The organism is Parapedobacter luteus (assembly GCF_900168055.1).
GTDB classification, from domain to species: Bacteria; Bacteroidota; Bacteroidia; order Sphingobacteriales; family Sphingobacteriaceae; genus Parapedobacter; species Parapedobacter luteus.
Genome location: NZ_FUYS01000001.1, coordinates 499,915 through 520,328 on the forward strand (window position 1 = coordinate 499,915; position 20,414 = coordinate 520,328).

The window sequence follows — 20,414 nt, forward strand, 5'->3', positions numbered from 1 at the left end:
ATGTAGCTAGTTTAATGCGGTTCGTTTAACACTGTCTGCAGATGCGTTCTGGGGGAGGATTGTTTGGCCTTCTTGAAGGTAATCCATTCCTTTGGATACGATTCGGTCGCCAGCAGCCAATCCAGCGCTTACCAGGTAATTTGGGCCAGTTTTACCGGCGACTGCGATCGGGCGCTTGACCACCTTATTGCTGTCGTCTACGGCATAGACGAAGATTTTGTCTTGCAATTCGACCGTAGCCGACTGCGGGACAATCAGCGCGTTGTCATGGAGCATGCTTAACCTAATCTTGCCTGTATTGCCTGATCGTAGGAGTCCATGTTCATTGGGAAACGTAGCACGCAGTGTGATTGCACCTGTATTCCTGTCAAACTGTCCATCGACCATGTCAATCTTGCCCACATGGGGGTATATACTATTGTCAGAAAGTACCAATGATACCGGCGGGACGTTGCTGAGCTTGTCTTCAAGTGAAAGACCTTCAAAACGGTTTCTAAACGACGCAAAGTCGCGCTCGGCCAGTGAGAAATAGACATGCAATTCATGCACATCGGAAAGCTGTGTGAGAGCTTCAGCGTCAGTAGGTGCCACCAACGATCCGTGCTTTTTGAACAGACGGCCGATGTATCCGCTTATTGGCGCTTTGATGGTCGTGTAGTCGAGATTGATTTGGGCCGTTGCCAGATCCGCTTTTGCCTGCTCCAGATTGGCAAGAGCTACCTTGTGGGCGGCTATGGCCGTCTTCAACTGGAAATCTGCCAGCAGCTTATTTTCTGTTAGCCGGCTCATCTTCTCTACTTCGAGTTGGGTATGCTCTACATTGGCTTCTGCGGCCTGCAAGCTGGCCTTGGCTTGGTTAACCTGTTCGATATAGGGCTTGGCGTCAATCTTAAACAGGAGCTGGCCCTTCTCTACCTTGGCTCCTTCATCGACGTAGACGCGCTCCAGGATGCCAGAAACTTGAGGCCTGATTTCAACGGTAGACAGCCCTGTTATCGATGCCGGATATTCCTGAAAGGTGACCTGTTGCCCTGTCTTGATCTCAACTACCGGCACGGCTTGCAGGGTAGATTCCGGCCCAGACTGGCGGTCGCCGTCGCAACCTAGGGCTACGAGAAGTGAAATGAGTGTTATTGAATGTTTCATAACGTGATTAAACTATTTAACAGTGTTAAGTAAAAGTCAAAAAATGATGATCGATTTGTTGTTTTCTTGATAACGCGTGCTGCCGATGAACGAGGGCTGCCTTCAGGAGAACGTGCAGCCGGAGGTGTTTATGGGTAATTTAACGGCGTTAAAAAATTTATTAATGTAAGGTAATGTGCAAAAAAAAATTAATCGACTAACGACCGTGTGATGCCGTAAATCGCATCTTTTAATATTTGCTGATTTAATTGCTGCTGCTCATCTTCGTCTTCAAGTCCGATGTTGACCAAATTGATTGATATCAACCCGTGGATTACCGACCAAAAGGTGTAATATTTGCGGCATAATACTTCTTGACTGGGCGCCTTTTCTTTCATGATTTCGTAAATGACGTCGTTGACCAAATCGGCATGGGTCTTCGAATATTCGCAGTCAGCCCCTGCTTCGCAAGCCCGCATCCCCACCCCAAACATAAGTTGATAGCGTTCTTTATGTTCGAACGCGAAATCCCAGTAGGCCAGCCACATGGCCTCCAATTGTTTCTCAGGTTGCTCATGATTCATTTTGGCTTCGCGCATTTTTTTCGCCAGTTGGCGGAATCCCTGTGCTGATAGTTCAGTGAGTATCGCTTCTTTGCTGGGGAAATATTCATAGATCATGGGCGCAGTGTATTCGATGATGTCAGCAATCTTGCGCATGCTAAGGGCCTGCCATCCGTCTTCCTTGACAATTTGAAGAGCGGCATCCAGGATGTTCATCCTGTTTTCATCTTTCATTCGCTGTATCCGTTCTCTGCTTCCCACTATCTTCCCTTGTTTAATAATTTAACAGTGTTAGGCAAAGGTAAAAGATATTTTTTGATTCAAATGCCATAATAATGTAATTAAGTATGGGCAGGTCTTTGGCAGCGGATGAAGATCTCTTCGCGCATGACCTCTTGTTTGCTGGCACTTACAGTTTTATGCGCTCTCACAGTTGTGTCGACGAGGGCAAATCCGTTCGCCAAAAGGAGCTGCTGCGCCGTTTCAGGAGTATACAGCGTAAAGCCGTAAGCCGTGAAGGGAAGTTGTTTCATGAACGCTTTACTCGCAATGGCGAGGCAAAACGTTCCTCCGGGCGTCAGTATCCGTTTGGTTTCCGCCAATTGCACCGCGGGGTTTTCCCAAAAGTAAAGGGTATTGACGGTAAACACATGAGTGAATGTGCTTTCAGGAAATGGCAGGTGCTGGCCGTCCACTTGTATAAAATCCGCTTGGCCTGCGTCAATGAGGTGTCCGTTTATTTGACGTGCTGTTTGTACCATGGTGGCCGAAATGTCTACGCCGGTGTACTGGATGCCGGGTCCTTTCGATAGGACATATTCGGCAAACCGGCCATTACCGGGGCCAATTTCCAATACGATTTCACGGCCTTTTAAGGCCAGTAAGTCAATGGTGTGCTTCGTCATCTCGGCATTGCTGGTGTTCATCTGCTCGGCGGCTTTGATGCCTGCTTCGCCTTCCGGCCTGGCCAGTTGCGCGGCTACTGCGCTGAAGTCGATTGGTTCGTCCATGTGAAAATTATTTTTTATCTACACTGTACCGGCCCGGCCCGATAAAGGCAAGAGCCAAAAATACCATGCCAATCTCAATGGCATGGGATGCGCCCATCAAACCGTCTCCCGCACCCAAATGGCGTAGGGAAGCGATGAACATGGTAAAGGCCAAGGTGAGCGCCGTGGGACGGAAAAAGAAACCGATTATGAAAAATAAACCGCCAACCGTCTCGGCGATCGCTGCGGATAAGCCCCATACTACCGGTAGAAATGTAATCCCTACCTCGCTCATAGCCCGGCCTAGGCCTTCCCAGCGCGCGGGCCCACCGAGTAACTTGGGATATCCGTGCATGATAAACATCACGCCGAGCCCGATGCGCATCAGTAATAACCCAGTGTTTTTGTACTTGTTTAACCAAGATAATGCTGCCATTTTGATTAATGAATGAATGATGTATTTCCGCGCAAATTGACTTATCTTTGCGACAGTTGCAAACTATGGCACTCATTTTTGTGTAAAAATGAAGCTAAAACCCACTAACATAACTGGAATACATTGAGTAATATAGCTTTACCTTTCAAACGTTATACCATCACTTCGGCATTGCCTTATGCCAACGGACCCTTGCATATCGGACACCTGGCCGGCGCATATATCCCAGCGGATATTTACGTGCGCTTTCTGCGCCTCAACAATAAGGATGTAGTCTATGTCTGCGGCTCGGATGAACACGGTGCTGCCATTACCATCAAGGCGAAGAAGGAGGGAACAACCCCCCAAGCGATTATTGATAAGTACCATGCCCAAATTAAGCAAAGTTTTGAGCAGTTCGGTATATCGTTTGACATATACCACCGTACATCGGAGAAAATACACCACGAACTTTCGCAGGAATTTTTCTTGAATCTGTATGAAAAGGGCGAATTCATCGAACAGGTGACCGAGCAGTATTATGACGAAGTGTACCATCAGTTTCTGGCCGACCGTTATATAACGGGTACTTGCCCCAACTGTAAAAGCGACGGAGCTTATGGCGACCAATGCGAAAAATGCGGCACATCGCTTAATCCCATCGATTTGATAAATCCGGTTTCGACGCTTAGCGGCAAACCGCCGGTGCTTCGTGAGACTAAGCATTGGTATCTTCCATTGGACAAATATCAACCATGGTTGGAAGAATGGCTGCTGGAAGGCAAGAAGGACGTGTTGAAGCCTAATGTGTATGGTCAGTGCCGATCATGGCTGAAATCCGGTTTGCAACCCCGCTCCATGACGCGCGATCTGGACTGGGGGGTGGATGTACCGTTGGAAGAGGCCAAGGGAAAAAAGTTGTACGTTTGGTTGGATGCTCCGATTGGGTATATCTCTGCGACGAAACAATGGGCATTGGATACAGACAATGATTGGGAGAAATACTGGAAAAAACAAAATGACCCTGCAGATGACGCTTGCTTGATTCATTTTATCGGCAAAGACAATATCGTATTCCACTGTATTACGTTCCCTAGTATTCTCCATGCTCATGGCGAATATATTTTGCCCGAAAATGTGCCGGCCAACGAATTTCTCAACCTCGAAGGGGACAAACTTTCCACATCGCGTAACCACGCGGTGTGGTTACACGAATACCTGGATGAGTTTCCGGGTAAGCAGGACGAGCTACGATATGTGTTGACGTCCATATTGCCCGAGACCTCCGACAGCGAATTTACCTGGAAGGACTTTCAGGCGCGTGTGAATAATGAGCTGGTGGCTATATTTGGAAACTTTGTCAACCGCGTGCTCGTACTTTCTCATAAGTATTTTGGGGGTAAGGTCATGGAGGCCAACCGGCTGACGGACACGGATCGGTTTATTTTTTCGGAGCTTGAGCGTTACCCTAAACATATTGCCGGATCGCTTACCCAATACCGATTCCGCGAGGCCTTGGCTCAGTTTATGAATGTCGCCCGCCTCGGCAATAAGTACCTGGCGGATTCGGAGCCGTGGAAACTCATTAAGACGGACGAGGAGCGAGTAAAATCTGTACTGAATGTAAGCTTACAGATAGCCGCAAACTTGGCCATCATGGCGCAACCCTTTTTGCCGCATACAGCGCAGCGGATGTTTGGCATGCTTAATCTTGACACCGTTGATTGGCAACAGGCGGGACGCTATGATTTGTTGCCTACCGGCCATCAGTTGGGGGAAGCCCAGTTGCTGTTTGAAAAAATCACCGACGAACAGGTAGACGTGCAGCTGGCCAAGTTGTCGAAAGCCAAGGAAACCAATATGCAGGTTGCCAAGGCGGTTCCGGAAGCAAAAGGTAACGTCAGCTTCGAAGAGTTCGTCAGGATGGATATCCGCGCGGGCAAAATTCTTGATGCGGAAAAGGTGCCCAAAACCAAAAAATTGCTGAAGCTGACCATTGACACGGGGCTAGACCGGCGTACCGTAGTATCTGGTATCGCCGAATACTTCGTTCCGGAAGAAATTGTGGGTAGGCAGGTGGCCATTTTGGTGAACCTGGAGCCCCGGGAGATTAAAGGTATTGTCTCGCAGGGCATGATTCTGATGGCAGAAGACAAGGACGGGCGTCTGGATTTCGTGACACCGCAAACGGAAGTGCAGCCTGGCAGCGTAATCCGCTAGTCGCTATCGGAGCAACGCTATGGCTTCCTTGGCGGCTTTGACATCATGCACGCGAAGCAATTGTACGCCCTTCGTCAGGAGCAGGGTGTTGAGTACGGTGGTGCCGTTCAAGGCTTCTGCGGCCGTGACATTAAGCTTTCTGTAAATCATTGATTTACGTGATATCGCGCCAAGGATGGGTAACCCATGTACATGCAGTTCGTCGAGCCGCCGGAGCAGCTCGTAGTTTTGTTCCAACGTCTTGGCGAAGCCAAAGCCGGGATCCAACACGATGTCCTTTACACCCATATGGCGCAGCATCCTCACTTGACGGCCAAAAAATAAACTTACCTCCTGCACGACATCTGTATAATCAGTCAGTCGTTGCATGGTAGTTGGCGTGCCGCGCATGTGCATGAGGATATATGGCACCTGCAACTCGGCAACAGCGGCAAACATGCCTCCATCCAATGTTCCCCCGGAAATATCGTTGATGATATGTGCTCCGGCAGCGATACTGGCCCGGGCCACGCTCGCGCGGAACGTGTCTATTGATAGTATGGCGTTGGGGAACCTATTGCCAATGGCCGCAATCACAGGTACCAAGCGCGCCGTCTCCTCGTCAGCGCTCACATCAGCTGCGCCGGGGCGGGACGAATAGGCGCCGATGTCCAATATGTCAGCGCCCTCCTTTAATAACTGCTCCGCATGCCGAAGGGCAGCATCTGCTGTATCGTGCTGCCCGCCATCGTAAAACGAATCAGGCGTCACATTCAGGATACCCATTACTTTGGGCGATGAAAGGTCAATTAGCCTGCCCTTAGCATTCATCTTATCGTACCACCACTACCCCGTCAGCAATGATATTGATATCCACCTTGGGTTGGGTGATTTGGGCAATTTCCGTCGCGTTTTTACCGGCATCTTCGGCGAAGTGTTGTTGCTGTGCCACGGATACTTCCTTCACTTTGGCCTGCCCGTCAAGTACAACGGTCTTGCCGACGATGTCCTGCGGCATGAAAAATCCGTAGTCCTTAAATCGTACCAGAATGGGGTCGCCTGCTCCTTCACGCTCGATGCGAATGAAGCAGCCTTTCTTTTTGCAAACCTCCACAACCTTGCCTTCCACTTTTCCTGTGTAGACGGAGTCAGCGGCCAGCTTTGCGGCCAATGCCTGCATGTCTATGGCTCCATCCTTGTTGATGGCTTTTCCATACTGAACTCCGGGTTGAGCAGATGGGATTTCCTCTTGGGCTCTTGATAGCGCAACCAAGCATATCATGGCTGCAAATGCTGCTGTCAGTCTTTTCATCATGCTACTGCTTTTTAGCTGATTCAAAAGTAAGCATTAAAGTTGGTGTTAGAAACATATGCGGCATGGGAAAGACTACTTTCGAATAAATGAAAATTTACCCCCCGGCTCAAGTTTCATGACAATGGAGGCCATTCCCTCGCGCGGGTCATCCTGGCCATAGGCAACAATATAATCCACCCCGTCACGGATTTCCTGAGGAATGCGTTCGAAATTCGAGGGTGCGGCTTGTCCGCTCAGGTTGGCAGACGTCGACACAATGGGTTTACGGAAGCGTTGGAGCAATGGTGTACAGAACGGATGCTGCTGTACGATCCGTATGCCGATACTACCGTCTTCAGCAAGCAGATTGCCGGCTAAGTTTTTGGCGCCGGAGTAGACAATTGTCAGCGGCCGTTCTGCATATTCGATGAGTTGGTATGCAACTTCCGGTACTTCCTGTACATAGCTTGGCAAACGGTTTTCATGGTCGAGCAAGACAATCAGGCTCTTACCTTTATCCCGGCCTTTTAACTGGTAAACCCGATCCACCGCTTCGGGAATAGTGGCGTCACAGCCTATGCCCCATATCGTGTCCGTAGGATAAAGAATAAGCCCGCCGGCACGTAGCGTGTCGAGGGCTTTATTGATGTCTGATGGATGCACCTGATTCGGCATGGTATTGTGATTAGCGTTGGAGTTATACGGCGACGTCGTGCTCGCGCAACGCGTCATTGAGCGATGTTTTCTTGTCGGTCGAATCCTTGCGCTTGCCAATAATCAATGCACAGGGCACCTGGTATTCACCTGCTTGGAATTTTTTGGTATACGCGCCCGGTATGACCACCGAACGGGCGGGGACCCTGCCTTTATATTCGATGGGCTCCTCTCCGCTGACGTCAATGATTTTTGTCGATGCAGTCAATACGACGTTAGCGCCAAGTACTGCTTCGGTTTCTACATGTACGCCCTCTACAACTATCGCGCGAGATCCGACGAAAACGTTGTCTTCGATAATAACCGGTGCGGCCTGTACAGGCTCCAGCACGCCGCCGATGCCCACACCGCCGCTAAGGTGCACATGTTTGCCGATCTGGGCACACGAGCCTACCGTAGCCCATGTATCGACCATTGTGCCTTCACCTACATAAGCGCCGATATTGACATATGATGGCATCATGATTACACCTTTGGCAAGGTAAGCGCCATAACGGGCAATCCCATGGGGTACTACCCGGACACCCAATTCCTTATAGTTGGTTTTAAGCTTCATCTTGTCGTGAAAAACGAAAGGCCCGGTTTCAACGACTTCCATCTGGCGGATAGGGAAATACAGAATAACGGCTTTTTTTATCCAGTCATTGACATGCCAGCGCGAACCAATGGGTTCAGCGACGCGCAATTCCCCACGGTCTAACCCTTGAATGACCGTTTCGATGGCTTCTTGGTATTCCTTATATTCCAAAAACTGCCTGTTCTCCCAGGCGTCCTCAATAAGTTTCTGCAATTCTTTAATCATGTTGTAATAAAGCTTTATAGCCGCAAAGAAAACAAATTCTTTCGACTTCTGCCTGCTCGATCTGTGCTTTTGCTGTTTGCGCAATATACAGGCTTGGCCAGCATCATTGGCTTATTGGCGAATGCCGTGTTTTTTCGCTAAGTTTGCCTTATGGCTGATGAGCGCGAAAAACTACGTATAGACAAATATTTATGGGCTATCCGGATATTCAAGACGCGGAGTCTTGCAACCGAAGCGTGCAAGGCTGGCCGGGTGAAGCTCAATGGACAGAATGTAAAACCCTCCAATATCGTGAAGATTGGCGATAGCTATCATATCCAAAAAGGTATCGAGCGGAAAGTGATAAAAGTGACAGGGCTATTGGATAAACGGGTGGATGCTAAGACGGCCGTTAACTTTTATGAAGATCATACGCCCGTGGAGGATACCTATGGGTATAAATCCGTGCATCATGCACCTTTGCTCAAAAGGGACAGGGGGACCGGCCGGCCCACCAAAAAAGAACGACGTGAGATTGATGGGTTGAAAAGCGATTGGTGGGATGAAGGAGACGATTAGGGCTCGCTGAATTTCTGGCCTTCTATATTGACCAATGCCGCGGCAAGCGGGTAGGTAACGCTGGCTGTTGTGTCACTACCGATGAAGCGGGTCGGCAAAACCAATCCGCCCCCGATATCTTTAAATCCGCTAATGACGAAGTGATAGGGCACTTGGTTTGGGCGCCACCGCTGGGCCTGACCGGTCTGGGAGTCAATGTACAGCTGACCATCGACGGCCGCTTCAAAGCTCGTTTTACGGTTTTTGATGTTCACAACAGTAAACCGTTGTGTGCCGACCAGTTTTTCCTCAGCTACGGTGTAGGAGGCCTGGTCGCCTTCCAAGGCGGTAGGCAGGAATAGGAGGCGGGCATCGTTTTCAAATTCGGCGGCGATCTCTTTGACGATGTCTGCTTCGGTACGTGGGTTATCCAACTTTGCTCCGCTGAGGTATACGGTGCCTTCCGTTGTCTTAACATTGAAAAGCACGATGAGACTTTCGTCATCTGTTGTAATCCCTTCAAAGCGGCAGTTTCCGGTTTGTTTATCCCACAAATATTTGCGCTCGTCTTGGATAAATGCACGATTTTCGCCGCCGATACAACTGAACATAAAATACCGCGCATTTTGCCAGTTTTCTTTTCCGCCAATTGCTTCCCATAGCTTATCGGCGACCTCAGTATTGGTCGTGGCAACCTGCCCTTTTACGACCGCCGCGTAGCTCAATAAAGCAACGAATAGGCCTAGTTTGAATTGAATAATATGGTGCATCATCGCTATAATTCTATTCTTCAATCCAGCTAAAATGCTTTAGCTGCCTTGAAAACGTGAAAACATGAATGATCGCAATACGATATGAATGATTGTTAAAATAATAATAACAATTATCGAACCCGCTTTGTTTTTGGATAAGTGTTGTAAGCTGGGCAGGTCTGTCTTGAGCAGGACTGCATCACAAACGAAACACAGATAATGAACATGATACCGATGATGAGTGTCCTTTTCATGTCGACTTCTTTTGTCTGCGAATATACAACTTATTTGATGCGAGCGCTCAATGCTGCCATCTGAATGGCCGTCACCGCCGCCTCTTCCCCCTTGTTACCATGTCTCCCCCCGGCCCTGTCCAACGCCTGTTGAAGGTTATCAGTAGTTAAAACGCCGAAAATCACGGGTTTATTGTGTTTCAACGCGACGTGGGTAATGCCGTGAGCAACAGCGCTGCAGATGTAGTCAAAATGCTTGGTCTCGCCTTGTATGACACAGCCTAAACATATCACGGCGTCTATTCCGCTGTCCCGAAGCATGATGTCGGCGCCACTGGTCAGCTCATAACTGCCCGGTACCTGTACGATGGTTATGTTCTCTTCCTTTGCTCCATGCTTTTTTAAGGCGTCGTATGCGCCATCCAACAAAGGCCCGGTAATTGCTGAATTCCATTGCGACACTACAATGCCAAATCGGTAAGTCGTGGCTGAGGTGATCTCCATATGGGAGAAATCTGATAAACTCTTATGATGACTTGCCATATATAGTCAAAATAAAAGCTGCTTTTTTGGCAGCTTTGTACGTTAGCGCGTTTGCGTTAAATTTTTTGTGACCAACTTATAACTGTGCTTCAGCACGTGCGATATAACCTTCCACGGCCGTAGCCTCTTGGCTTTCGGGATAATCTGACTGGATTCGCTTATATGCATCAACCGCTTGTTTGAAGTCATTTTGTGCCTCGTACACCAGTCCGAGTTTTTTAAGCAGCAGCGGTGAAGTAAATAGGTTTGAATTTTTTTCAGCTGCTTTTTTGTAGTAAGACGCTGCTTTCTTGTAATCCTTGAGCTCACTATACGCATCTCCAAGCATGCCGATAACCAACGGATCCAATATCGTGCTCCCCGTATTGCTGTATTTTTCCAAGGCACTGATGGCTTCTTGATAGTTGCCTTGGCGTAGGTACAGCCCACCGAGGTACGCGTTTGCGATATTAGCCGACTTCGTATTCTCGTATTCGTCGGCAATCTCCTTAAAGCCGGGGTAGGAACCATCGCCGTCGATAGCTCGTTGCTGCAGTGAATCGATAGTGGCGTAGCCTTCTGCTTTGAAAAGTTGATCAGCTGCGGTTTCGGCACGTGGGGCCAAGTAAAAACGCTGATAGCCGATATAAAGCAATACTAACACGACAATCCCGCCGATAATGAATACCAAGCTCTTTTGGTTTTCAAGAATGAAGCTTCCGGTTTTCTTTGTGGGAGCTGTCTCCACCGTTTTATGTTTTTGATTACTTGACATTTCTGTTTTTAAATTCGGATTGCAAAAATACACTTTTACAATTTATATCCAAGGTTTTTTTGCAACACCTTCTTAAATGTCAATGCCTCGTCTCCGCTTTTCGTCCAACTCCTCATAAATGGAGTTGTTGCTTTTGAATTCGGGTACCAATTCTTTCATTTTCAAGACTATTTCCCGTTCGTTTTGGGTTTTAGTGATTCGGATGAGGTCGTCTATATTCTTTTCCACCCATTCAAAGTCATAGGTTCTTACCTTGGCGATCATGATTTTATGGTGGTGTGTAGGCAGGGTATTTTCCAAATCATTGAGTAGTTCTTCGTACAATTTCTCTCCTGGCCTCAGGCCGGAATATTCGATGTTGATGTCCTTGTTGGGGATAAGCCCGGATAATTTAATCATCTTGTTCGCAAGTTCGACAATCTTCACCGAATTGCCCATGTCGAAGACATAGATTTCGCCACCGTCTCCCATCGATCCGGCCTCCAACACCAATTGGCAGGCTTCGGGTATGGTCATAAAATACCGGGTAATTTCAGGGTGGGTGACCGTTACGGGGCCTCCTTTCTCAATTTGAGCTTTAAAACGTGGTATTACCGATCCGTTGGAACCCAAAACGTTGCCAAACCGCGTGGTAATGAAACGCGTATATGACGTGCCATCACTACTAAACAGCGCTTGCCCAGCTAAATGGTTGTAGTAGGTTTGTACATAAATTTCGGCAATTCGTTTCGACGCTCCCATAACGTTCGTCGGGTTGACGGCTTTATCCGTCGAAATCATAACGAACTTTTCAACCCCATAGGCCACAGCCAGTCGCGCGAGAAGCCGTGTGCCCATGATGTTGGTGCGTACGGCCTCCACAGGATGGTTTTCCATCATGGGCACATGTTTATAGGCCGCCGCGTGATATACATAGTGGGGTTTGAACGTCCGAAACAGGGATTCCATGCGGTCGGTATCCCGAATATCGCCGATAAATGCATGGTATACTTGATTTTTTTGTAAGTCTTCCAGCTCCAGTTGCAGCTCATGCAACGGTGTCTCGGCTTGGTCATTCAGAATAATCATCTGCGGCGAATATTTTCCCAATTGCCGGGCGATTTCGCTGCCGATCGATCCGGCCGCGCCGGTCACCAGTATCCGTTTGCCACGGATTTGCTTGCTGATGGACTGATTGTCTATTTTAATGGGCTCGCGTTCCAGTAAATCCTCGATTCGCATTTTTTGGATTTGATTGGGCGCTACTTCACCATTTATCAGACGGTGCACCGGCGGCATCGTCAACACCTTGATGTTGTGCGCTAAGCACCGGTCGACAATGGCCGTTTTTTTGGCCACCGGAATGTTGTGGGACGAGATGATCAGCTCATCTACTTTGCCCTGTATAATAAGCTGTTCAAAATAATCGGTATGATAAATCCGTACCCCGTCGATAATTTTTCCTACCTTTTGTATATTATCGTCAATGAATCCAATAACCACACTGTTGGCACTGTGATCATGGTCCAGCGTGCGTTTAGCGGCGATGCCGACGTCGCCTGCGCCATAGATAACCGTATGCTTACGGTTGACTTTCATGTTTTTGATAGACAAGAAAAACAGCTTGACCGTGGAACGATACATGATCAATAACAGGAAATTCATCAAACCATAAGCAATCAGCAGACTGTTGGACAATAGCGGCGCATGGTTTAAAGCAACAAGGGTGGTATTGAGCAGGAACAGTGTGGCTATGCACAGGGCAACGGAGGACAAAATTCGGACGGAGTCTAACGCACTGGTATAACGTACGATGCCAGCATACATCCTTAGCTTATAAAATACAAGCGTGCTGACGCCCAATACGACCAGGAGTTTGCGGCTAAAATCGGTGGAATTGATGGTTTCGTAGCTGAAACTGTTGAGCAGCAGGTAAGCAAAAAACAATGCAAATGCACTACAACACAAATCGAGCGTGAAAATGATCCAACGGGGAACGATGTTAAATCTATCAAACATCCAAAGCGATTAAAGGCGGCAAATTGATGCTATAGTACCCTAAGTGCGCATCAAATATACTCATTTTATTATACCAAACAAGTTTTAAGGCATTTTAATTCTGTTTTATAAAAGGGGGGTGCAGGCCGGATGTATTCCCTTACTTTATATTTTGACCGATTTTATTAAAACTTTGATTATTTTCGCATGTTGAACCCAAAAATTTGTGGATAAAGTGAGCGATCATGAGTGAGCTATCGAAACTGGCCCGTCAGGCACTATTGCAGCCGCAGGAGGCGATGCTCGAAACAGGTAAAAAGAAGAATAACCTGTATATAGGAATTCCCAAGGAAATCAGTTTCCAGGAAAACCGTGTGCCGCTGACTCCACTTTCTGTGGCACTACTGATTGAAAATGGCCATGAGGTGGTCTTGGAAAGCGGCGCAGGTGACGCGGCCAATTTTCTGGACCACCATTATAGCGAACAGGGCGCACATATCGTGCATAATAAGGAAGAAGTCTATAAAGCCGACATCATCATCAAAATTGCCCCGCCTACCTTGGAGGAGATCGGCTTGATGCGGAGTGGCCAGGTCTTGCTCTCATCCCAGCAGCCTTCATTGATGACCCTTGAGCATCTTCAGGCGCTGATGAAAAAGAAGGTGACTGCGCTATCTTATGAATATTTGCGCGACGAAGGCAATACCCTCACCGTAGTGCGTGCCATGAGCGAAATTGTTGGCGCCACATCGGTACTCATTGCTGCCGAATACCTGAGTAATGTGTTTGACGGCAAAGGGTTAATGCTGGGAGGTGTTACAGGCGTTCCCCCTACGGAAATGGTTATTCTCGGTGCGGGTACTGTAGGCGAATTTGCGGCGCGAACGGCAATAGCGCTGGGTGCACAAGTGAAGGTGTTTGATAGTTCGGTGTATCGTTTGCGGCGTTTGCAGAATAATGTCGGCAGCCGGGTGTTTACGTCGGTTATCCAACCCATTGTGCTGCGGAAAGCCGTCATCGGATGTGATGTTGTCATTGGCGCCATCCGCGCTACAAACGGACGTAGCCCCTGTATTATCAGTGAAGAGACCGTTTCAAAGATGAAACCGAATTCGGTGTTGATAGATGTCAGCATTGACCAAGGGGGATGCTTCGAAACGTCGGAAATCACCAATCACGAACAGCCGACATTCCGCAAATACGATGTTATCCATTATTGTGTGCCTAATATTGCTTCGCGGGTGGCGCGCACGGCTACGTATGCGCTGACCAATATTTTTACTCCGATTCTGCTGGATATCGGCGAAATGGGGGGCATCATGAACTTGATTTGGGCAAAACCGGGTATTCGCAATGCTATCTACCTTTACCAAGGTTACCTGACCAATAAAGATATTGCCAATAAATTCAATCTTACCCCAAAGGATTTGGATTTACTGGTGCTTTCTAACCATTGATGATAAAACCATTAATTTATGAAATGTTTCACGATGATGTTATGTTGCGGGATGTTAGCGGCCGGAACGCTGGCCAATGGCCAGACGGTATTGAATCTCTATGACGGCGACGTGCCGAATAGTAAGCCTTTTCAATTGGAAGAAACCTCGAATACTGATGATAATGGGATAACCCGTGTTTCCGGCGTGACGGTCCCCACGCTTACTGCTTATTTCCCAGACAAAGGGGAGGCCAATACGGGCAAAGCGGTCATCATCTGTCCCGGCGGTGGATACAGCATATTAGCCATTAGCCACGAAGGTCATGATGTGGCAAAATTGCTTGCTGCAAATGGTGTTGCAGCTTTTGTGTTGAAGTACCGTCTGCCAAAGGATGAAATCATGGTGGATAAGCGTATCGGTCCCCTGCAGGATGCCCAGCGGGCGATGCAAGTGGTGCGTGAGCGGGCTGACGAGTGGGGTATCCTGGCCGATAAGATTGGCATAGCTGGTTTTTCAGCTGGCGGGCATTTGGCTTCCACCTTATCAACCCACTATGCAGAGGCGTTGATCGACAATCCCAAAGGCACTTCGCTCCGGCCGGACTTTTCATTGTTGCTTTACCCCGTTATCAGCATGCAACCCGGGATGACCCATGCCGGTTCACGCAACAACTTATTGGGTAGCCAACCTGAACCGGAAGATATCAGTTTATTTTCCAACGAAATGCGGGTTACTGCTGACACACCACCGGCTTTCTTGGTGCACGCCGAGGATGACAACGTGGTGTACATAGCCAATAGCCAAGCATACGTCGAAGCGTTGGAACAGCATGGAGTCAATGCAAAACTAATTACCTATCCGGCAGGCGGACACGGATTTGGCTTGAACAATAAGACCACGGCCGACAAGTGGCTTGACCACTTTTTGGTGTGGCTTGGTAATTTTTGATCCTCATTTAACGTAAAAACTTAAAACGAGACGTTCACCGTTCCGCTGCCTGTGCTGGCTGTAAGCGCCACACCACCGCCATTTACTTGGCCCTTTAATTCATCTTTTTTCTGGCTGCCTGAAAAATTACGGAGGTTTGTCGCATTCACGCGGCTACCGCGCAGGTCTACGTCATAACCACCGCCTGCGGGGAGTTTGACGTTGATGCTTCCGGCACCTGTTTTGAGGCTGATGGGACCGGACGTTTTCGCCAATGATGCCGAAATGCTCCCGCCTCCGGTGTTGACCGCCAGTTCACATGCCAAGTCCTTGAGCTCAACGCTGCCGCCCCCGGTATTAGTGGCCAGTGTTCCGGTGAGCTGCGAGCCTTTAATGGAGCCACCGCCAGTACGGATGTCGATGGTGCCAGAAAGCTTTTCAAGCGCAATAGATCCGCCCCCGGTGACAAGATTGAGGGTGCCTTTACAATTCGTGGCGGTAATACTTCCGCCGCCCGTCTCGCCATTGATGATACCGTTGATGCTGCCGAACTGGAGGCTCCCACCTCCCGTTTTGAAGGATTGTGTTCCAGCCAAACGTTCAAGCTTGATTGAACCGCCACCTGTGAGAAGCTTGGTATTTACCTTTTCGGGCACGACAATATGGAAAGAAACCGATAGCGACTGGTTGCCTCGCAGGCCATTTTTACGTTTGGCACTGACCTTCAGTGTGCCATTTTGTACGGCAAGGGAAAAGTCATATTCCTTTTTAAATAGCGCCGTCACTTCGTCCGTCGTGCGGGCGTCGGCCTTGTTATTGGCATGGAGAAACACTTCCACGGATGCTTCACTCGTCGCATCTCCGCTGATGGTGATTTGGCCGCCTCCGGTCTGTACATCTACCTGCGTGATGCTGCTTGCCGGAAATTTTTCCGTGGTATACAACACTTGGTTCTGCTGTGCCCAGCCCTTGCCGACCAACAAGAGAAAAAGGCCTAAAGTAAGTGAATGTTTATCCATTTTTTTGCTTTTTAACGAATCAGCTGGGAGCTGGTTAGTCGCGGGGAGCGATACCAGCTATCCAGTGATTCACAAACACACATAATTATTAATATTTTTAAATCTCAATTTCATTGCCGTTGCGTAGCTGATTTGCCTAAAGCCCCAGTCATGCTAAAGACGCGATGGACTCAAAAACGTTGCACGCATGTGCCAAAAAATATTAAAGAACGTGCCTAAATTTCAATAGTCAGTAAATCAGGATGATATGTTTTTGGTGGTTTTCAGCGCTGTTCGAAAACGGACAATCGGTGTGTCAAAAGCGTGCAGTTTTGCTTTAAAAATATTAACTTTGATATTCGGCATGCAACAATTTGTAAGGACCCGTATCGCACCCACGCCTAGTGGCTATTTGCATTTGGGTAATGCGCTTTCATTTGCCATCACGGTGATGCTGGCAAACCGGTATGGTGCAAAAGTCTTCCTGCGCATTGACGATTTGGATAGCGAACGGGTAAAACCGGAATATGTGGTGGATATCTTCGATACATTGGATTTTCTCGAGCTCCCTTGGGATGAAGGCCCCCGGAATTACGACGATTACCGCACCGCTTATTCGCAACACCATCGGATGGGGGTATATCAAGGCGCCTTGAGTGCGCTACGCAACCGCGGAATAGTGTTTGCTTGTGAATGTTCGCGCACGACATTGATGTATCATCATCCGCAGGGTTTATATACCGGCACTTGTAAAGATAAAAGGTTGCCGTTAGATGCATTGGGATACAATTGGCGTATTGATACGGCAATTGCTCACCTTCCCCCGATGATGCAGTACTTCGTTGTACGTAAAAAGGATGGGTGCCCCGCCTACCAACTGGCTTCCCTGGTCGATGATGTGCATTATGGTGTAGATTTGGTAGTGAGGGGTGCGGATTTATGGGCGTCGACCTTAGCCCAGCGATATTTAGCAGCCGTGCTTGGCTATCGCTCCTTTCTTGCGGCCACATGCTATCATCATGCCTTGTTAAAGACCGGTAATAACGAAAAATTATCAAAGTCTGCCGGCGCCACTTCCATTCAATATCTCCGCAAACAAGGAAAACGAAAAGCGGAGATTTATGCCATGATAGGAAAAATGCTTGGATTGGCGTACCCGGTGTCGGACTGGAAGGATCTACCTTTGGCTGCAGCGGGAGATGTGGATGTTTTTTAGGTCGCCTGCAGCACTGCGGACGAAGAGCCGTGTCAGGCGTCTATACTTGGCACGGACTAATATTTGTATTTCTCCTTCCAGTTTTCTCGCAATTTTTCCCGTATTTTTTCTTCCGCGGGATTTTTCCCCGGGTCATACAACTTGATGCCGCTCAAGCCCTCCGGCATGAATTCCTGCTCCGCAAAATTGCCTTCATAAGCGTGGGCATAGCGGTAGTCCTTTCCGTAATTCAACTGTTTCATCAACTTGGTCGGCGCGTTGCGGATATGCAGGGGGACGGACAAATCGCCGGTTTGTTTGACCAATGCCTGAGCCTTATTGATAGCTTCGTACGAAGCGTTGCTTTTAGCAGACGACGCAAGATACGTAACCGTCTGCGAAAGGATGATGCGTGCTTCCGGCCAACCAATGACATTGACGGCTTGGAAACAGTTATTGGCCAATAGCAGTGCGTTGGGATTTGCGTTGCCGATGTCCTCAGAAGCCAATATAAGTAGCCGGCGCGCGATAAAAAGCGGATCTTCCCCGCCTTCAATCATCCGTGCAAGCCAATAAACAGCAGCATTCGGGTCACTGCCCCGGATGGATTTGATAAATGCCGAAATGATGTCATAGTGTTGTTCACCTGCCTTGTCATAAATGGCCATGTGCTGCTGCACCTGCTTGAGCACAAAGTCATTGGTGATTTCCAGGGGTTTTCCGCCTGCGGCATTGACAACCAATTCAAGCACGTTCAGCAATTTACGGGCATCGCCACCCGAGAGCCGGATCAACGCTTCGTGTTCCTTTACCACCACCCGCTGTTGGCTGAGGTATTCATCTTCTTTAAGTGCCTTGTTAATGATGCTGACAAGTTCCTTTTCTGTCAAATGCTCCAATACATACACCTGGCAGCGGGAGAGCAATGCAGAGATAACCTCAAAAGAGGGATTTTCGGTAGTCGCCCCGATTAACGTGACCAGCCCGCGTTCCACGGCGCCTAACAGCGAGTCCTGCTGAGACTTGGAAAAGCGGTGAATTTCATCGATAAACAAGATGGGCTGTTCCTGCTCGAAATTGCGGAGCTGTTCGGCTTTATCAATGACTTCGCGCACATCCTTCACACCCGAGTTTATTGCGCTTAAGCTGAAAAAAGGCCGGTTCAACTGCTTGGAGATAATATAGGCAAGTGTCGTCTTGCCCACGCCGGGAGGCCCCCAAAGAATCATGGACGGTATGTTGTTTTGACGGATGGCGTTGCGCAGTACTGCCCCTTCACCAACGATATGGTGTTGCCCGACATACTCGTCAACTGTCATGGGACGCATCCGTTCAGCTAAGGGAATCTGTGTTGCCATATTTTTTAGCAAACTTAGCGAAATTGAACGTGATATGCAAATGGCCTTTTCTTGCAATTCAAGCCAAACTGCCGTATATTTGAGCGCAGCGCCCGACTAGCCGTTTTGAGCCTCTCTTTTTAGTTAATCTGCGTACCTTGCCCGCATCTACAAGGTATCCGCTTTATACTTCCTTCGGTATGAGTCCATAATGAGTCCATGATGACTGCATAATGAGTCCATATTTAGCAGGGAAAATATGGACTCATTATGGAGCCACTACGGATAACGTATGCGTTCATGGCGAATAGGGTATGAAGCAGGTACGGATTATCTTTTTAGCAAGTACAATGTCAGATAGAAAAACAGAGAGCATGGATTGGCTGGCGTTGCTAAATTAAGAAAGACACACCGCATTTCCAAGACAATTTTCGTACCTTAGTGGCGGATTGGACAATGATATGAACGTAAAACAGGAGCTGCTACGGTATGCAGCATGCTTTTGCTTCTTCTTGTGGAGCATCCCTTCCGGCGTTATTGCCCAACAAAAGGTTGACTTCTCCGGCCATATTGTCAAATACGACAGCACATTTGCAGGTATCGGACCACGGGTGTATTTTCTTCCGCCTCCAAAGAGTGCGGAAGAACTATTGGACGACCGGTATGCCGAAAAGGAAGTTGATTCTGCAGTGGTCGTTGAGTATGTAAATCGAATGAAATATTATCATCGGCTGGAGGTAACAGGCAAGATCGCAACGAAGAAATATATGCCCATCGTGGAAGCGCAAGCAGCCAGTGTGGAAGGCAAACTGCTGATGGAAGCTGACCAGGCATCAATATATGATAATGAAGCCTTAAAGGCAGATATCGAAAACCGTTTGGCCATGGAATATGTAGCCGTGGGCGCCATGGATCTGGCTATCGAATTTTTTAAGAAGGCAATGCAAGCTAAGCAAGCGCAGGGCCTTATGGAAGATTGGGAAGTTATCGTACACAATCTGGCGGTGACCCACGAATCATTAGGGGAGCTGGATAAGGCTCACGCGCTTCATCGGCAATTGTACGACCGCGCCGTAAAGGCACAGAGTAACAATCGGCAAGCCCGTGCAATGATGGAGTTGGCGTTGATAAAAGCTAAACAAGGTCACTCATTAGAAGCTGAGCAAGACATCATCCGGAAGGTGGTACCGCTGTTCCGTCGAGCGAGGAACGAAGCGGGGCGAGCGGCCGCGTATTGTACACTGGCAGATATCTATACCTTGCAACATAGGTACCCCGAGGCTCAATGGTTTTTAGTGCAGGCGAAGTCCATTGTTGATCGGGATGGGATCGCGGAGCAATTACCGGAGATTATTTTTAACCTGGCGGAAACAAAAAAGCACTCGGGTAACCCCCGAGTAGCCATTGAAGAGTATAAGGTGGCCGACGATTTAGCGAGAAAAGATCACTTGATAGGGATGCAGCTGGCTATTCAGGATGCGTTGGGTAATTTATATCATCAAGCAGGCGATTACAATGGGGCGGCTCTGGCCCTCAATCGATACGATATGCTCAAAAACATGCTGTTTAGGGGGCAGGAAAAGCCGGTAGATAACTGAATGTTTGAGCGTTTTGTAACAAA

General features: G+C 48.4%; 20 protein-coding genes. 6 read left to right on the forward strand and 14 right to left on the reverse strand.

The features are described from left to right. Positions 1–6: 6 nt before the first annotated feature. The 4 genes from B5X72_RS02025 to B5X72_RS02040 all read right to left on the reverse strand — a co-directional run bounded on the left by B5X72_RS02025 (position 7) and on the right by B5X72_RS02040 (position 3,113). Positions 7–1,146: an efflux RND transporter periplasmic adaptor subunit gene (locus B5X72_RS02025; RefSeq protein ID WP_079715138.1), complete on the reverse strand. Its 1,140-nt coding sequence runs from the start codon at positions 1,144–1,146 to the stop codon at positions 7–9. 188 nt (positions 1,147–1,334) lie between these two features. Further along, a complete protein-coding gene (locus tag B5X72_RS02030) occupies positions 1,335–1,949 on the reverse strand; it encodes a TetR/AcrR family transcriptional regulator (RefSeq protein ID WP_079715140.1) in 615 nt (204 codons plus the stop codon). Positions 1,950–2,029: 80 nt separating this feature from the next. Next, entirely contained in the window at positions 2,030–2,698 is a 669-nt protein-coding gene (locus B5X72_RS02035; protein ID WP_079715142.1) for a class I SAM-dependent methyltransferase, read from the reverse strand. Positions 2,699–2,705: 7 nt separating this feature from the next. After that, positions 2,706–3,113 (reverse strand): DoxX family protein, encoded by a 408-nt coding sequence (locus tag B5X72_RS02040; protein ID WP_079715143.1) that lies wholly within the window; start codon positions 3,111–3,113, stop codon positions 2,706–2,708. A 123-nt stretch (positions 3,114–3,236) separates the two neighbouring features. Here B5X72_RS02040 and metG point away from each other — a divergent pair, with 123 nt between their 5' ends. After that, the gene (gene metG, locus B5X72_RS02045) at positions 3,237–5,312 is read left to right on the forward strand and encodes a methionine--tRNA ligase (protein WP_233632561.1); all 2,076 of its coding nucleotides are present in this window, start codon (positions 3,237–3,239) and stop codon (positions 5,310–5,312) included. 3 nt (positions 5,313–5,315) lie between these two features. Here the strand turns inward: metG and folP are convergent, their stop codons facing one another. The 4 genes from folP to B5X72_RS02065 form a co-directional block, all read right to left on the reverse strand. Beyond that, on the reverse strand, positions 5,316–6,122 hold the full coding sequence (folP, locus tag B5X72_RS02050) for a dihydropteroate synthase (RefSeq protein ID WP_079715145.1): 807 nt from the start codon (positions 6,120–6,122) through the stop codon (positions 5,316–5,318). Between the two features lies 1 nt (position 6,123). Further along, complete coding sequence (locus B5X72_RS02055) at positions 6,124–6,606, reverse strand: DUF4920 domain-containing protein (protein ID WP_233632562.1); 483 nt, start codon at positions 6,604–6,606, stop codon at positions 6,124–6,126. Between the two features lie 72 nt (positions 6,607–6,678). Beyond that, positions 6,679–7,260: an L-threonylcarbamoyladenylate synthase gene (locus tag B5X72_RS02060; protein WP_079715148.1), complete on the reverse strand. Its 582-nt coding sequence runs from the start codon at positions 7,258–7,260 to the stop codon at positions 6,679–6,681. A 22-nt stretch (positions 7,261–7,282) separates the two neighbouring features. After that, positions 7,283–8,101, reverse strand: coding sequence for a 2,3,4,5-tetrahydropyridine-2,6-dicarboxylate N-succinyltransferase (locus B5X72_RS02065; protein WP_079715150.1), 819 nt, complete (start codon positions 8,099–8,101; stop codon positions 7,283–7,285). A 150-nt stretch (positions 8,102–8,251) separates the two neighbouring features. Here B5X72_RS02065 and B5X72_RS02070 point away from each other — a divergent pair, with 150 nt between their 5' ends. Then, positions 8,252–8,659, forward strand: a complete 408-nt coding sequence (locus tag B5X72_RS02070) for an RNA-binding S4 domain-containing protein (protein WP_079715151.1) — start codon at positions 8,252–8,254, stop codon at positions 8,657–8,659. Here B5X72_RS02070 and B5X72_RS02075 read toward each other — a convergent pair. From B5X72_RS02075 to B5X72_RS02090, 4 genes are all read right to left on the reverse strand, one after another. After that, positions 8,656–9,432, reverse strand: a complete 777-nt coding sequence (locus B5X72_RS02075) for a hypothetical protein (protein ID WP_139378483.1) — start codon at positions 9,430–9,432, stop codon at positions 8,656–8,658. The genes B5X72_RS02070 and B5X72_RS02075 overlap by 4 nt on opposite strands. A 242-nt stretch (positions 9,433–9,674) precedes the next feature. Further along, positions 9,675–10,166 carry a 6,7-dimethyl-8-ribityllumazine synthase gene (gene ribH, locus B5X72_RS02080; protein ID WP_079715154.1) on the reverse strand — a complete coding sequence of 164 codons (492 nt, stop codon included), beginning with the start codon at positions 10,164–10,166 and terminating at the stop codon, positions 9,675–9,677. A 76-nt stretch (positions 10,167–10,242) separates the two neighbouring features. Continuing rightward, a complete protein-coding gene (locus tag B5X72_RS02085; RefSeq protein ID WP_079715156.1) occupies positions 10,243–10,920 on the reverse strand; it encodes a tetratricopeptide repeat protein in 678 nt (225 codons plus the stop codon). A gap of 72 nt (positions 10,921–10,992) precedes the next feature. Next, complete coding sequence (locus B5X72_RS02090) at positions 10,993–12,918, reverse strand: polysaccharide biosynthesis protein (RefSeq protein WP_079715157.1); 1,926 nt, start codon at positions 12,916–12,918, stop codon at positions 10,993–10,995. Between the two features lie 224 nt (positions 12,919–13,142). On the opposite strand from B5X72_RS02090, the gene B5X72_RS02095 reads away from it, so the two are divergent. Both B5X72_RS02095 and B5X72_RS02100 read left to right on the forward strand, forming a co-directional pair. Continuing rightward, a complete protein-coding gene (locus B5X72_RS02095) occupies positions 13,143–14,354 on the forward strand; it encodes an alanine dehydrogenase (protein ID WP_079715159.1) in 1,212 nt (403 codons plus the stop codon). A gap of 18 nt (positions 14,355–14,372) precedes the next feature. After that, a complete protein-coding gene (locus B5X72_RS02100; RefSeq protein WP_079715168.1) occupies positions 14,373–15,284 on the forward strand; it encodes an alpha/beta hydrolase in 912 nt (303 codons plus the stop codon). 20 nt (positions 15,285–15,304) lie between these two features. On the opposite strand, the gene B5X72_RS02105 is transcribed toward B5X72_RS02100, so the two are convergent. Beyond that, positions 15,305–16,282 (reverse strand): DUF4097 family beta strand repeat-containing protein, encoded by a 978-nt coding sequence (locus B5X72_RS02105; RefSeq protein WP_139378484.1) that lies wholly within the window; start codon positions 16,280–16,282, stop codon positions 15,305–15,307. A 343-nt stretch (positions 16,283–16,625) separates the two neighbouring features. On the opposite strand from B5X72_RS02105, the gene B5X72_RS02110 reads away from it, so the two are divergent. Next, positions 16,626–17,477 (forward strand): glutamate--tRNA ligase family protein, encoded by an 852-nt coding sequence (locus B5X72_RS02110; RefSeq protein WP_079715170.1) that lies wholly within the window; start codon positions 16,626–16,628, stop codon positions 17,475–17,477. Positions 17,478–17,533: 56 nt separating this feature from the next. On the opposite strand, the gene B5X72_RS02115 is transcribed toward B5X72_RS02110, so the two are convergent. Beyond that, positions 17,534–18,814, reverse strand: a complete 1,281-nt coding sequence (locus B5X72_RS02115) for a replication-associated recombination protein A (protein WP_079715171.1) — start codon at positions 18,812–18,814, stop codon at positions 17,534–17,536. A gap of 440 nt (positions 18,815–19,254) precedes the next feature. Here B5X72_RS02115 and B5X72_RS02120 point away from each other — a divergent pair, with 440 nt between their 5' ends. Then, positions 19,255–20,391: a tetratricopeptide repeat protein gene (locus B5X72_RS02120; RefSeq protein ID WP_079715172.1), complete on the forward strand. Its 1,137-nt coding sequence runs from the start codon at positions 19,255–19,257 to the stop codon at positions 20,389–20,391. Positions 20,392–20,414: the final 23 nt, after the last annotated feature.